Raw genomic sequence first — 13,630 nt, forward strand, 5'->3', positions numbered from 1 at the left:
GTGCGGACCGTTCCCGGACCCACGGACCGCGTCGTCGTCATCGGCGCCGGGCTGGCCGGCCTCGCGACGGCCCTGCGGCTGCGCGGCGCCGGCCGCGAGGTCACCGTCGTCGAGCGCGGGGACGGCCCCGGTGGCCGCGCCGGTCGCATCGAGCAGGGCGGCTACGCGCTGGACACCGGCCCGTCGGTCTTCACCGCGCCCGAGGTGCTCGCCGACACCCTGGCCGCCGTCGGCGAGGGGCTGACCGACCGGCTGACCCTGACCCCGCTGGAGACCAGCTACCGGGCGCAGTTCGCCGACGGCAGCTCCCTCGACGTGCACGCCGCCCCGGACGCGTTCGCCGCCGAGGTCGCCCGCATCTGCGGGCCGGCCGAGGCCGACGCCCTGCGCCGCTACCTCGCCGACCTGGCCGAGCTCTACCGGCTGCAGCTGGCCACGTTCATCGACCGCAACCTCGACTCCCCGCTCGACCTGCTCGGCCCCGAGCTGGTGCAGCTCGCCCGCCGCGGTGGCTTCGGCCGGCTCTCCTCGCACGTCGCGAAGTACTTCGCCGACGACCGGCTGCGCCGGCTGTTCAGCTTCCAGGCGCTCTACGCCGGGGTCTCCCCGTTCAAGGCGATCGCCGCGTACGCGGTCATCGCGCAGCTCGACATCGGCGCCGGGGTCTGGCACCCCGAGGGTGGCATCGGCGCGGTGCCCCGTGCCCTGGCCGGCGCGGCGGCCGACGCCGGGGTGACGTTCCGCTACGGCTCCACCGTCACCGAGCTGCCCACGTCGGGGCGACGGATCAGCGGCGTGCGGCTGGCCGACGGCGAGGTGCTGCCCGCCGACGCCGTCGTCGTCACCACCGACGCCCCGTGGCGGCTGGTGCCGGGGGTGCCCGCCCCGCGCCGCCCCGTGTACTCGCCGTCCTGCGTGGCCCTGCACGTCGGCGTGAAGGCCGAGCTGCCCGGCCAGGCGCACCACACGATCAGCTTCGGGGAGTCCTGGCGCGGGGTCTTCGACGAGCTGACCCGCGACGGCCGGCCCATGACCGATCCCAGCCTCCTGATCAGCATGCCGTCGGTCACCGACCGGACGCTGGCACCCGAGGGCGGGCAGGTGGTGAGCGTCGTCGCCCCGACCCCGAACCTGGACCCGCGCAGCGGGGGCAACGCGAACCTGGACTGGGCGGCCCTCGGCCCGCGCTACCGCGAGGAGCTGCTGGCCACGCTGGACGCGCGCGGGTGGTCCGGTATCGCCGAGGCGATCGAGGTGGAGCACATGGACACGCCCCTGACCTGGGCCGAGCAGGGCATGGCCGCCGGCACCCCGTTCGCTCTCGCCCACACCTTCGGGCAGACCGGCCCGTTCCGGCCCTCCACGCTCCCCCGCCGCGGGCCGGAGAACGTGGTGCTGGCCGGCTCGTCGGTGCAGCCCGGCGTCGGCGTGCCGATGGTGCTGATCAGCGGCCGGCTCGCCGCCGAGCGGATCACGGGGGCACAGCGATGACGCTGGTCCACCCGCCCGGAACGCAGGCGGCGCAGCAGCAGCAGCTCGAAGCGGCCTACGCGCACTGCGCCGCGATCGCCGCCCGGCACGGCAAGAGCTACTTCCTGGCCACCCGGCTGCTGACCCCCGACCGGCGGCCCGCCGTCCACGCGCTCTACGCCGCCGCCCGCACCGCCGACGACCTCGTCGACCTGCCCGGAGCCGACCCGCAGGGCGACCTCGCCGAGTGGTCGCGGGCGTTGCTCGCCGAGCTCGAGGCCGGCTGGTCGGAGGACCCGGTCCGGCTGGCCATGGTGCACACCTACCGCCGCTACGCCATCCCGGTCGAGCACCTGGTCGACTTCCTCGCCGCCATGACCAGCGACCTCGACGTCGACTCCTACGCCGACCTCGCCGCGCTCGACCGGTACATGTGGGGCTCGGCGTCGGTCATCGGCCTGCAGGTGCTGCCGGTCCTGGGCACCGCGCCCGGCGTCGCCCGCGAGGAGGCCGCGCCGCACGCCATCGCCCTCGGCGAGGCCTTCCAGCTGACCAACTTCCTGCGCGACGTCGCCGAGGACATCGACCGCGGCCGCGTCTACCTGCCCGCCGATCTCATGGCGGCGCACGGGGTGACCCGCGAGCAGCTCGCCGAGAAGCGGCACTCCCCAGGGTTCGAGGCGCTGATGCGCGAGATGGTCGAGGTCACCCGCCGCCGCTACGACGACGCCGCCCTCGGCACGCCGATGCTCGCCCCCGAGTCCCGCGACTGCGTCCGCGCGGCCACCGACCTCTACGGCGGCATCCTCGGCGAGATCGAGCGCGCGGACTACCGGGTGCTCGACGGCCGGGTGTCGGTGTCCAAGCCCCGCCGCCTGGCGGTGTTCGCCCGCCGGTTGACCGCCGCCCAGCTGGCCAGGGTCAGGGTCACCATGGCGAAGCCGAAGAGCAGGTCCTCGACCGGCGCGTAGGCGATCCGCGGACCCCAGATGGCCCGCTCGTCGTAGACCACGACGTCCAGGCCGGTGAGCACGCCGTTCATCAGCAGCTGGAAGAACACGATGATCGCGTAGGCGGTCCAGAAGACCTTCCGGGTCACCATCCGGGTCCGGTAGACGGCCAGGTCCACGACCAGGACGGCGACGACGGCGACGATCGCCAGGGCGCTGTAGCTCATGCGTCGGCCTCCTCGGGGGGATAGCCGGCGTCCCAGCCGGTCACCCGGCGGACCGCCTCCAGCGCCAGCACCGAGCACAGCGGGACCACGAGGAAGAACAGCGCCTCCTCGACCGGGATCCCCCCGGGCAACCGGACGTCGAGGGTGCGCACGGACGAGTAGTCCCAGTGCCCCTGGTCGATCGCGTAGAGCACCCAGACGACGAAGACGGTGAACTCGGGCAGCACCGCCAGCAGGAACCGCCGCCAGCGGGCGTAGACCCGCACCCGGAGCACCAGCTCCAGGGGTGCGGTGACGACCAGGCAGCCGACGAGCAGGCCGAGGTAGGTCAGCTGCTCCACGACAGGTCCTTCCCCGTGGGCACCGGGGCCGGATGCACCCTGCTCACGACGCCGGGCTCAGGAGGACGAGGTCAGAACGCCAGGGCCTGCGCCCGGCGGGTGACCTCGGTGTGCCGGTCGTCGCGCAACGCCTGGACCGGGGTGCCGGGGAGCGTGTCGTCCTCCCGGAACAGCCAGTCGAAGGCCTGCTCGTCGGTGAAGCCGCCGTCCTGGAGCACGGTCAGCAGCCCGGGCAGGTGCTTGAGGATGATGCCGTCCTGGACGAAAGCGGCCGGGATCTTGCCGTTGCCGCTGCCGGGGACGGCCATCAGCTTGCGGTCGCGCAGCAGCTGCCGGACCCGGTTCGGCGAGGTACCCAGGAGCTGGGCGACCTCCGCGGGGGTGAACGTGTCCATAAGGTGCGAGCCTATGGCGCCTCCACGACCAGCCGACAGCCCGGTGCCGGGGCAGCGACGTCGCGCCGTGGGCGAGGAGACGCCGGAGGACGCCGGAGTCGAGCCGCCGTACCTCGACCTGGAGCGGCTCGAGGGCGGCGCGCTCGAGCTCCTGCCCGCCGACGTCTTCGACTACTACGCCGGCGGCGCGGAGTCCGAGACGACGTTGCGCGAGGCCCCGGGCTCCTGGCGTTCGTGGCGGCTGCGGCCGCGCGTGCTGCGCGGCGTCACGTCCGTGCCGCTGGACACCGAACTGCTCGGCAGCCCGGTCCGGTCCCCGATCGGCGTCGCACCGTGGGCCTACCAGGGCATGGCGCACCCGGACGGCGAGCTGGCCACGGCCCGGGGTGCGGCGGCGGCCGGCTCGCTCATGACCGTCTCGACCAGCGCCACGCACACCCTGGAGGAGGTGGCGGCCGCCGCGGCCGGCTCACCTGCCTGGTTCCAGCTCTACCGGCTGCACTCCGGCGCGCACACCGACGACCTCGCCCGCCGCGCCGGGGCCGCGGGCTACGCCGCCCTCGTGCTCACCGTCGACCTGCCGCTGCTCGGCCGCCGCCGCCGCGACCTGCGGCACGACTTCGCGCTCCCGGCCGGCCTCCGGATGGCCAACCACCCGGCCGACGGTGACCGCCCCTCGCTGCAGGACCTGGCGACCGCGACCTGGACCTTCGACGACATCGCCCGCTTCGGCGACCTCTCCGGCCTGCCGGTCGTGGTGAAGGGCGTGCTCCGCGGGGACGACGCCACGCGCTGCGTGCAGGCCGGCGCCGCCGCCGTCTGGGTCTCCACGCACGGTGGCCGCCAGGTCGACCCGGCGGTGGCCAGCGCGCACGCCCTGCCGGAGGTGGTCGACGCCGTCGGCGACGAGGTCGAGGTCTACGCCGACGGCGGCATCCGCTCCGGCTCGGACGTGCTCACCGCCCTCGCCCTGGGCGCGCGGGCGGTCTTCGTCGGCCGGCCCACCATCTGGGGGCTGGCCACCGGCGGGGCCGACGGGGTGGCCGGGGTCCTCACCGGGCTCGGCGAGGAGCTCGCGCACACGATGGCGCTCTGCGGCGTGACCGACGTCCGGTCGGTGCCCCGCGACACCGTCGTCCCCGCGCGATAACCTGACCCCTGGGCCGTGACTGGCGCGAAGAGGTGGGCACCCACCGGGGAGCGGTCCTGTTCCTCCCCTGCCGCGCGCCTGGGCGCCCCCTGTCGACGATCCCAGGAGACCCCCATGACCACCGCGCCCTCCACCACCCCGTCGGCCACGCCCTTCGACGCGGCCACCGCCTCCGACGCGTACCGCAGCGCCCTGTCGGTGATCGGCGCGGTCGAGCCGCGGGTCGCCGCCGCGATCAGCCAGGAGCTCACCGACCAGCGCGAGTCGCTCAAGCTGATCGCCAGCGAGAACTACGCCAGCCCCGCCGTGCTGCTCACCATGGGCAACTGGTTCAGCGACAAGTACGCCGAGGGCACCGTCGGGCACCGCTTCTACGCGGGCTGCCAGAACGTCGACACCGTGGAGGCGCTCGCCGCCGAGCACGCCCGCGAGCTGTTCGGCGCGCCCTACGCCTACGTGCAGCCGCACTCGGGCATCGACGCCAACCTGGTCGCCTTCTGGGCCGTGCTGGCCCAGCGCGTCGAGCTGCCGGCGCTGCAGCAGGCCGGCGCCAAGCACGTCAACGACCTCACCGACGCCGACTGGGCGACGCTGCGCCGGGCCCTGGGCGACCAGCGGATGCTCGGCATGTCCCTGGACGCCGGCGGCCACCTCACGCACGGCTTCCGCCCCAACATCAGCGGCAAGATGTTCGAGCAGTCCTCCTACGGCACCGACCCGTCGACCGAACTGCTCGACTACGACGCCGTCCGGGCCCGGGCCCGGGAGTTCAAGCCGCTGATCCTCATGGCCGGCTACTCCGCCTACCCGCGCCGGGTGAACTTCGCGACGATGCGCGAGATCGCCGACGAGGTGGGCGCCACGCTCGTCGTCGACATGGCGCACTTCGCGGGCCTGGTGGCGGGCAAGGTGCTCACCGGCGACTTCGACCCGGTGCCGCACGCCCACGTCGTCACCAGCACCAGCCACAAGTCGCTGCGCGGCCCGCGCGGCGGTTTCGTGCTGGCCCAGCCGGAGTTCGCCGACGCCGTCGACCGGGGCTGCCCGATGGTGCTCGGCGGCCCGCTCCCGCACGTGATGGCCGCCAAGGCCGTGGCCTTCGCCGAGGCCCGGCAGCCCGCGTTCGCCGGCTACGCCCAGGCCGTCGCCGACAACGCGCAGCGCCTCGCCGAGGGCCTGAGCAGCCGGGGCGCGCGCCTGGTCACCGGCGGCACCGACAACCACCTGGTGCTGCTCGACGTCACCGCCTTCGGCCTCACCGGCCGGCAGGCCGAGTCCGCGCTGCTCGACGCCGGCATCGTCACCAACCGCAACGCCATCCCGGCCGACCCGAACGGCGCCTGGTACACCTCCGGCGTCCGCCTGGGCACCCCGGCGCTGACCACCCGCGGGTTCGGCGCGGCCGAGTTCGACCGGACGGCGGAGCTCATCGTCGACGTCCTCACCGGTGCCACCCCGACCGCGACCCGCGACGGTGGCGTCTCCAAGGCGAAGTACGTGCTGACCGACGGCCTGGCCGACCGGACCCGCGCGGCCACCGCCGAGCTGCTCGCGGCGCACCCGCTCTACCCCGGCCTGGACCTGGGCTGAGCGGCCGGCTGTGACGCGGGTCGGTTGACCATCCGCACCACGGGTCCCGGGCGTCCCCCGCACAGCGTGGGAGGCCCCCCGGGCCCGTCGTCGCTCCTACACTCGGCCAGGTGGACACCGCCGTGACCGACCCCGTGGTCGGCCTCGTTCTGGAGGGGCGCTATCGCCTCGAGGAGCGGGTGGCCCGCGGCGGCATGTCGACCGTCTACTCGGCCACCGACCTGCGGCTGCACAAGACCGTCGCGGTCAAGGTCATGGCCGAGCACCTGGCGCACGACCCGACCTTCGTCGACCGGTTCACCCGCGAGGCGCGAGCCGCGGCGATGCTCAGCCACCCGAACGTCGTCGGCGTCAGCGACCAGGGCAGCGACCAGGGCCTGGTGTTCCTGGTCATGGAGCTGGTGCGCGGGCGGACGCTGCGTGACCTGCTCACCGCCCGCGGCCGGCTGACCGTCGGCGAGGCGTTCGCCGTCCTCGAGCCGGTGCTGTCCGGGCTGACGGCCGCGCACCGCGCCGGCATCGTGCACCGCGACATCAAGCCGGAGAACGTCCTCATCGGCATCGACGGCGTGGTCAAGGTCGCCGACTTCGGCCTGGCGCGCGCCGTCGTCGGCACCGGCCAGACCAGCCAGACCGGCGGCGTGCTCATCGGCACGGTCGCCTACCTCTCCCCCGAGCAGCTCGAGCGGGGCCGCGCCGACGCCCGCTCCGACATCTACGCGGCCGGCATCGTGCTCTTCGAGATGCTCACCGGGCACCCGCCCTACGGCGGTGACACCCCGCTCGCCATCGCCTACCAGCACGTGCACCACGACGTCCCCGCGCCGTCGACCGAGGTGCCGGGCCTGCCGTGGGCGGTCGACGAGCTTGTCGCCCGCGGCACCCGCCGCGACCCGGCCGGCCGGCCGATCGACGCCGGCGCGTTCCTCGCCGAGCTGTCCGACGTCCGCAAGGACCTGGGCATCGAGCCGGTGCCGGTGCCCACCGGGCGCAGCACCGCCGGCCCGGGCACGCTCCGCCCGACCAACCGGCCCACCCGCCCGCGGCACCCCAGCGACCCGGGCACCGCCGTCCTCGGCGCCCAGCGCAGCGGGCGCACCAGCATGCTGCCCGCCATGGGCGCCGGCCCCACGACCGACGTCGGCGGCCGCCGGCCGGGGGTGGACCGTGCCCGCCCCGGCGTGCCGCAGCACATCCGCCGGCGCCGGGCCCGCTTCGCCGTGGCGCTGGTGCTGCTGCTGGCGGTCACCATCGGGGCGATCGGCTGGTGGATGGGCAGCGGCCGGTGGACCGACGTCCCGACCCTGGTGGGCAAGTCGCGCGAGGCGGCCGTCGACATGCTGCAGGACGCCGGCCTGGACCCGAAGCCGGTCGTCGAGCAGTTCAGCGAGACGGTGCCCGCAGGCACCGTCATCTCCACCGACCCCGTGGCCGGCCGCGAGGCGATCCGGGGCACCGACGTGCAGGTGGTCGTCTCGAAGGGGCCGGAGCGCTACGTCGTCGCCACCGAGCTCGTGGGCCGGCCGGCCGACGAGGTCGAGGCCGAGCTGCAGGAGACCGTGCCGGTGCAGATCACCCGCAGCGACGTCTACGACGACGAGGTGGCGCCGGGCCTGGTCACCGGTTTCGACCCCGCCCCCGGCACGCAGCTGACCCGCGACCAGGTGGTCACGATGCTGGTCAGCAAGGGCCACGCGCCGGTGGCCGTGCCCGACGTGACCGGGCAGTCGCCGGAGCAGGCGGTGGCCAACCTCGAGGCGCTGGGCTTCACGGTCGAGCGGGCCGAGGACGGCCGCAGCGCCGCCGTCGACAAGGGCGAGGTCATGGCCGTCGACCCCGCACCGGGCCGCGAGGCGCCCTACCGCGGCACGGTGACGATCCAGGTCTCGGTCGGCGTGCCGCTGGTCGAGGTCCCCGACGTGGTCGGGATGAACGAGGCCGAGGCGACCGCCGCGCTCAAGGCGGTGGGCCTGCAGGTCGAGTCCACCCGGTTCTTCGGCGACCGGGTCTTCCGGCAGAGCGTGAGCCCCGGCGAGACCGTCGAACAGGGCTCCAAGATCACCATCCTCCTGACCTTCGGATAGGCCTCCTCCCGCAGTGAGCACTCCCCTCCGCGTGCCCCCGATCGGCGCGCACATCCAGATCAAGGGCGGCCTGGCCAAGGGCGGCCTCGCCTACGCCGACGCGGTCGGCGCCGCCGCCGTCCAGGTGTTCGTGGGCAACCCGCGGGGCTGGAAGCTGACCCCCGGCGACCCGGCGCAGGACGCGCTGTTCACCGCCGGGTGCACCGAGCGCGGCGTGCCCTCGTTCATCCACACGCCGTTCCTGGTGAACGTCGGCTCCCCCACCGAGGCGACCGTCGAGCAGTCGATCGCCTCCATCGCGCACAACCTGGCCCGTGGCGCGCAGCTCGGCTGTCAGGGCGTCGTGGTGCACGCGGGCTCGGCCGTCGGCGAGGACCGCTACGCCGACGCGCTGCGCCAGCTGCACGAGCGGCTGCTGCCGGTGCTGGAGGCCGCCGACCCGGCCGGTCCGCGGCTGCTGATCGAGCCGACCGCCGGCGGCGGCAAGGCCCTGGCGGCGACGGTCGAGGAGCTCGGCCCGTACTTCGCCGCTCTCGAGGACCACCCGCTGGTCGGCGTCTGCTTCGACACCTGCCACATCTGGGCGGCCGGCCACGACCTGGCGACGCCGGGCGGCATGACCGCGACGCTGGACCTCGTGGCGGCGACCGTCGGTCCCGGCCGGCTGGGCCTGGTGCACGCCAACGACTCCCTCGACGGCTGCGGCTCCAAGCGCGACCGGCACACCACGATCGGTGAGGGCTCGATCGGCGTGACCCCGTTCGCCGAGCTGCTGGCCCACCCCTCGATGGCCGGCGTCCCCGTGGTGGTGGAGACCCCGTCGGAGAAGGACGGCGACCCGTGCGGCGGCCACGCCGCCGACATCAAGCTGCTCAACTCGCTGATACCCGACGCGCCCGCCGGGGTCGCGTGATCACCCCGCACTGAGGGCTGCCGAACGCACCGATCCAGCAGCCACCGGTGTGCGGTGATCATGCTTGTGGACGACGCCGCGGCGCTCCGTCCCGGTCGACGATCGTCTCCGGGCGTGACACTCCCCCATGACGACGTCTTCCGGGGCAGCGATGCCCTCCGCCTCGGTCTCGTGAGCCGCGCGCAGCTGCGCGGGGCACGGTGGCACCGGCTGCGCCAGGACGTCTACTGCAACGCCCGCCTGCCGCTCACGCACGACCTCGTGGCGCGGGCGGTCGCCCTCGTAGCGCCGCCGCAGGCAGTGTTCGCCGGCATGACCGCGGCGTCGTGGTGGAGCATGCGTGGCCCCCTCGCCGGTCCGGACGATCCCGTCGAACTCGTCCTCCCGTCCGGGGTGCGCTGGAACCCCGGGCCCGGGGTCGTGGTCCGCCAGGCGGCGCCGTCCGGCGACGTGGTCACCGACGGCCGCCTGCGGTACACCGACCGGACCCGGACGGCGCTCGACCTCATCCGCCGGGGCCCGCTGGACGACGCCGTCGTGCTCCTCGACCGCCTCGTTCACCACCGGGTGACATTCCTCGGTGACGTGCGCGAGGCGGCCGCCCGGCTGCCCCGCTGCCGTGGCAGGCCTCAGGCCCGCCGGGTGGCCGGGCTCTCGGACGGTCTGGCCCAGTCGCCGCCGGAGACCCGTCTGCGACTGCTGATCCACCGGAGCTCCCTGCCAACCCCGGTCGCCCAGCTCGAGATCCGGCACGACCGGCGCTTCGTGGCGCAGGTGGACTTCGCGTTCCCGGAGCAGAGACTGGCCGTGGAGTACGACGGCGCCTGGCACGGGGAGCGGCTCACCGAGGACCGCGCCCGCATGAATCGGCTGCTGGCCGCCGGGTGGCGGGTCCTCTTCGTCACGGCCGCGGACATGCGGGATCCCGGAGCACTCCTCGCCCGGATCGCCGCGGCGCTGGCCGCGTGATCACCACGCACTCACGGCTGCTCGCGCGCCGACCTGATGACCATCGGTGCGTGGTGATCACGCCTAGCGGGCGAGGAGCTCCGTGAGGACGGCGGCGGCGCGGTCGATACCGGTGGCGTCGACGTCGAGGTGCGTGACCAGCCGGACGCGGGTGGGGCTCACCTGCGACACCAGCACGCCCTGGGCCTTCGCCGCCTCGGCGAGCACCGGCGCGTTCACGTCGTCGAGCACGACCATGTTGGTCTCCACCGACGCCGGGTCGACGCCGAGCTTCGCAGCCAGCAGCCGGGCGTGCTCGTGGTCCTCGCCGAGTCGGGGCAGGTGGTGCTCCAGCGCGTACAGGCAAGCGGCGGCCAGGACGCCGACCTGGCGCATGCCGCCGCCGAGCCGCTTGCGCCACAGCCGGGCGGTCGCGATCCGCTCGGCGGACCCGACCAGCACCGAGCCGACCGGCGTCCCGAGGCCCTTGGAGAAGCAGACCGAGGCGGTGTCGGCCAGCCGGCCGTAGGTGTCCAGACCGACGCCGGAGGCGACGTGCGCGTTCCAGATCCGCGCCCCGTCGAGGTGGACGGCGACGCCGGCGTCGCGCGACCAGCGCCACAGCTTCTCCAGCTCGGCCAGCGGCTGCACCCGGCCGAAGCCGCGGTTGTGCGTGTTCTCCACCGCGATCGCGGCGGTCGCGGTCAGGTGCCAGTCGCCCTTCGGGCGGACCTGCGCGATGAGCGCGTCGGCGTCCAGCCGGCCACGGTCGGAGACGACGGTGCGCGTCGAGATGCCGAAGATCGCGGCCGCGGCGCCCATCTCGTAGGTGACCACGTGCGCATCGGCGTCGCAGAGCACCTCCTGGCCGGGCTCGCAGACCAGCCGCATGCCGATCTGGTTGCCCATCGTCCCCGACGGCACGAACAGCGCCGCCTCGTGGCCGAACAGCGCCGCCGTCCGCTCCTCCAGCGCGCGGACGGTCGGGTCCTCGGCGTAGACGTCGTCCCCGACCTCGGCGTCGGCCATGGCGCGGCGCATCCCGGCGGTCGGCCGGGTGACGGTGTCGGAGCGGAGATCGACCAGGGCGGCCGGCTCAGCCACGCAGCATCTCGGCGACGAGGAAGGCCAGCTCCAGGGACTGCCCGGTGTTCAGGCGCGGGTCGCACGCCGTCTCGTACCGGCTGTTGAGGTCCTCGTCGCTGATCTCCATGGCCCCGCCGAGGCACTCGGTGACGTCCTCGCCGGTGAGCTCGACGTGGATGCCGCCGGGCCAGGTGCCCAGGCCGCGGTGCACGTCGAAGAAGCCGAGCACCTCGTCGACGACGCGGTCGAAGTGGCGGGTCTTGTAGCCGCTGGGCGACTCGTGGGTGTTGCCGTGCATCGGGTCGCACTGCCACACGACCTGGTGCCCGCTGGCGGTGACCTTCTCCACGATCGCCGGCAGGACGTCGCGGATCTTCCCGTTGCCCATCCGGCTGATCAGCGTCAGCTTGCCGGGGAGGCCGTCGGGGTCGAGCCGCTCGACGAGCTCGGTGGCCTGCTCGGGCGTCGTCGTCGGGCCGATCTTGACGCCGATCGGGTTGGCCAGCTGCGACACGAACTCGATGTGTGCCCCGTCCATCTGCCGGGTGCGCTCGCCGACCCAGACGAAGTGGGCGGAGAGCGCGTAGGGGCGGCCCTCGTGCATGCGCAGCAGCGCCCGCTCGTAGTCGAGGATCAGCGCCTCGTGCGAGTTGTAGAGCTCGACGGCGCGCAGCGCCTCGGAGTCCACGCCGCAGGCCTTCATGAACGCCAGCGCCCGGTCGATCTCGCGGGCGATGACCTCGTACCGGACGCCGGCCGGCGAGCTGGCGACGAAGTCCTGGTTCCAGTTGTGCACGGCGTGCAGGTCGGCCAGCCCGCCCTTGGCGTAGGCGCGGATCATGTTCATCGCGGCGGCCGAGTTCGCGTAGGCGCGCACCAGCCGGTACGGGTCGGGGATGCGCTTCTCCAGCACCGGCTCGAGGTCGTTGACCATGTCGCCGCGGTAGGAGGGCAGGCCGAGGGCGTCGGTGTCCGACGAGCGCGGCTTGGCGTACTGGCCGGCGACCCGGCCGACCTTCACCACCGGGACGCTCGCCCCGTAGGTGAGGACGACGGCCATCTGCAGCAGCGTCCGCGTGGTGGCCTGCAGGTGCGGCTCGGTGTTGAGGTCGAAGGTCTCGGCGCAGTCGCCGCCCTGGAGCAGGAACGCCTTGCCCTGGGCCACGTCGGCGAGCTGGGCGCGGAGCGCATCGACCTCGCTGGGCGCGACGATCGGCGGCACGGTGGAGAGCGTGCCGAGGACGGCGTCGAGCGCGGCGCGGTCGGGCCAGGCCGGCTGCTGGGCGGCGGGCAGCTCCCGCCACCGGTCCAGACCGGGGACCAGCTCGGCAGGATCGGTGAGAGTCACGCCCCCGAGGGTACGGCGCGGGCGCCCGGCCCCCGGGAGAGACGCCTCACCCGAAGAACACCTCCACCTCGGCGTAGCGCTCCGGCGGCACCAGCTTCAGCTGCGCGGTGGCCTCGCTCAGCCGCACCCGGACGATGTCGGTGCCGCGCAGCGCGACCATGATCCCCGACTCCCCGTCGTGCACGGCGTCGATCGCGGCCAGGCCGAACCGGGTGGCGAGCACCCGGTCGAACGGCGAGGGCGTGCCGCCGCGCTGCACGTGCCCGAGGACGACGGCCCGCGCCTCCCGGTTGGTGCGCTCCTCGATCACCGCGGCCAGCGCCGCGCCGATGCCGCCGAGGCGGACGTGGCCGAAGGCGTCCCGCTCCCCCGCCGAGAGCATCAGCCCGCCGTCCTTCGGGGCCGCCCCCTCCGACACGACGACGATCGGTGAGAACCCGGACTCGAACCGGTGCCGGCAGTGCGCGATGACGGCGTCGAGGTCGAACGGCTTCTCCGGGATGAGGACGACGTTGGCGCCGCCGGCCATGCCGGCGTGCAGCGCGATCCAGCCGGCGTGCCGGCCCATGACTTCCACCACGAGCGTCCGGTGGTGGCTGTCGCCGGTGGTGTGCAGCCGGTCGATGGCCTCCATCGCCACGCCCACGGCGGTGTCGAAGCCGAAGGTGTAGTCGGTGGCGTCCAGGTCGTTGTCGATCGTCTTCGGCACCCCGACGACGGCCACCCCGGCCTCGGCCAGCCGCGTGGCGACGCCGAGCGTGTCCTCGCCGCCGATCGGGATCAGGGCGTCGATGCCCAGCCGGTCGAGGGTGGCGAGCACGCGGTCGCCTCCGTCGTCCAGTGCGTAGGGGTTGGTCCGCGAGGTGCCGAGAACGGTGCCACCGCGGGGCAGGATGCCGCGGACGGCGGCCAGGTCCAGCGGCACGGTGTCGCCCTCGATGGCGCCGCGCCAGCCGTCCCGGAACCCGACGATCTCGTCGCCGTGCTCGCCGATGCCCTTGCGCACCACGGCGCGGATGACCGCGTTGAGGCCGGGGCAGTCGCCGCCGCCGGTCAGGATGCCGATGCGCATGCGTACCTCCGGGAAGGAGCGGGGGTGCTGCCGGGTTGGCACGGGTCATGATGCCG

The 13,630-nt window shown here is 74.3% G+C and carries 12 protein-coding genes, 1 pseudogene and 1 riboswitch; of the genes and pseudogenes, 7 read left to right on the forward strand and 6 right to left on the reverse strand.

What is annotated here, in order from left to right; genetic code table 11:
• Both crtI and CRP29_RS17110 read left to right on the forward strand, forming a co-directional pair.
• Entirely contained in the window at positions 1–1,491 is a 1,491-nt protein-coding gene (crtI, locus tag CRP29_RS17105; protein ID WP_097196257.1) for a phytoene desaturase family protein, read from the forward strand.
• The gene (locus tag CRP29_RS17110) at positions 1,488–2,441 is read left to right on the forward strand and encodes a phytoene/squalene synthase family protein (protein WP_217991638.1); all 954 of its coding nucleotides are present in this window, start codon (positions 1,488–1,490) and stop codon (positions 2,439–2,441) included. The genes crtI and CRP29_RS17110 overlap by 4 nt, the downstream gene beginning before the upstream one ends.
• Here the strand turns inward: CRP29_RS17110 and CRP29_RS23345 are convergent.
• From CRP29_RS23345 to CRP29_RS17125, 3 genes and pseudogenes are all read right to left on the reverse strand, one after another.
• Positions 2,438–2,647 (reverse strand): annotated as a pseudogene (locus CRP29_RS23345) (lycopene cyclase domain-containing protein); the annotation flags it as partial. The gene CRP29_RS17110 and the pseudogene CRP29_RS23345 sit on opposite strands and share 4 nt — an antisense overlap.
• Entirely contained in the window at positions 2,644–2,988 is a 345-nt protein-coding gene (locus CRP29_RS17120; protein ID WP_097196259.1) for a lycopene cyclase domain-containing protein, read from the reverse strand. The pseudogene CRP29_RS23345 and the gene CRP29_RS17120, both read right to left, overlap by 4 nt.
• Before the next feature lie 71 nt (positions 2,989–3,059).
• Complete coding sequence (locus CRP29_RS17125; RefSeq protein WP_091985718.1) at positions 3,060–3,383, reverse strand: Rv2175c family DNA-binding protein; 324 nt, start codon at positions 3,381–3,383, stop codon at positions 3,060–3,062.
• Positions 3,384–3,396: 13 nt separating this feature from the next.
• Here CRP29_RS17125 and CRP29_RS17130 point away from each other — a divergent pair, with 13 nt between their 5' ends.
• From CRP29_RS17130 to CRP29_RS17150, 5 genes are all read left to right on the forward strand, one after another.
• Entirely contained in the window at positions 3,397–4,533 is a 1,137-nt protein-coding gene (locus tag CRP29_RS17130) for an alpha-hydroxy acid oxidase (protein WP_097196260.1), read from the forward strand.
• A gap of 5 nt (positions 4,534–4,538) precedes the next feature.
• A riboswitch (ZMP/ZTP riboswitch) is annotated at positions 4,539–4,624 on the forward strand.
• A gap of 23 nt (positions 4,625–4,647) precedes the next feature.
• Positions 4,648–6,123: a glycine hydroxymethyltransferase gene (locus CRP29_RS17135; RefSeq protein ID WP_097196261.1), complete on the forward strand. Its 1,476-nt coding sequence runs from the start codon at positions 4,648–4,650 to the stop codon at positions 6,121–6,123.
• Positions 6,124–6,233: 110 nt separating this feature from the next.
• Positions 6,234–8,207: a Stk1 family PASTA domain-containing Ser/Thr kinase gene (gene pknB, locus CRP29_RS17140; protein ID WP_097196262.1), complete on the forward strand. Its 1,974-nt coding sequence runs from the start codon at positions 6,234–6,236 to the stop codon at positions 8,205–8,207.
• Between the two features lie 13 nt (positions 8,208–8,220).
• Entirely contained in the window at positions 8,221–9,120 is a 900-nt protein-coding gene (locus tag CRP29_RS17145) for a deoxyribonuclease IV (RefSeq protein WP_245852967.1), read from the forward strand.
• 114 nt (positions 9,121–9,234) lie between these two features.
• Positions 9,235–10,089, forward strand: coding sequence for a DUF559 domain-containing protein (locus CRP29_RS17150; protein WP_245852969.1), 855 nt, complete (start codon positions 9,235–9,237; stop codon positions 10,087–10,089).
• Between the two features lie 63 nt (positions 10,090–10,152).
• Here CRP29_RS17150 and CRP29_RS17155 read toward each other — a convergent pair whose 3' ends face one another.
• From CRP29_RS17155 to CRP29_RS17165, 3 genes are read right to left on the reverse strand one after another with little or no spacing between them, the layout of a single operon-like run.
• Entirely contained in the window at positions 10,153–11,172 is a 1,020-nt protein-coding gene (locus tag CRP29_RS17155; protein WP_217991639.1) for a threonine aldolase family protein, read from the reverse strand.
• Complete coding sequence (locus CRP29_RS17160; RefSeq protein WP_097196264.1) at positions 11,165–12,502, reverse strand: class II 3-deoxy-7-phosphoheptulonate synthase; 1,338 nt, start codon at positions 12,500–12,502, stop codon at positions 11,165–11,167. The genes CRP29_RS17155 and CRP29_RS17160 overlap by 8 nt, the downstream gene beginning before the upstream one ends.
• Positions 12,503–12,548: 46 nt before the next feature.
• Positions 12,549–13,574, reverse strand: coding sequence for a 6-phosphofructokinase (locus CRP29_RS17165; RefSeq protein WP_097196265.1), 1,026 nt, complete (start codon positions 13,572–13,574; stop codon positions 12,549–12,551).
• Positions 13,575–13,630: the final 56 nt, after the last annotated feature.

This window comes from Blastococcus aggregatus, from assembly GCF_900221005.1.
Taxonomy (GTDB): Bacteria; Actinomycetota; Actinomycetes; order Mycobacteriales; family Geodermatophilaceae; genus Blastococcus; species Blastococcus aggregatus.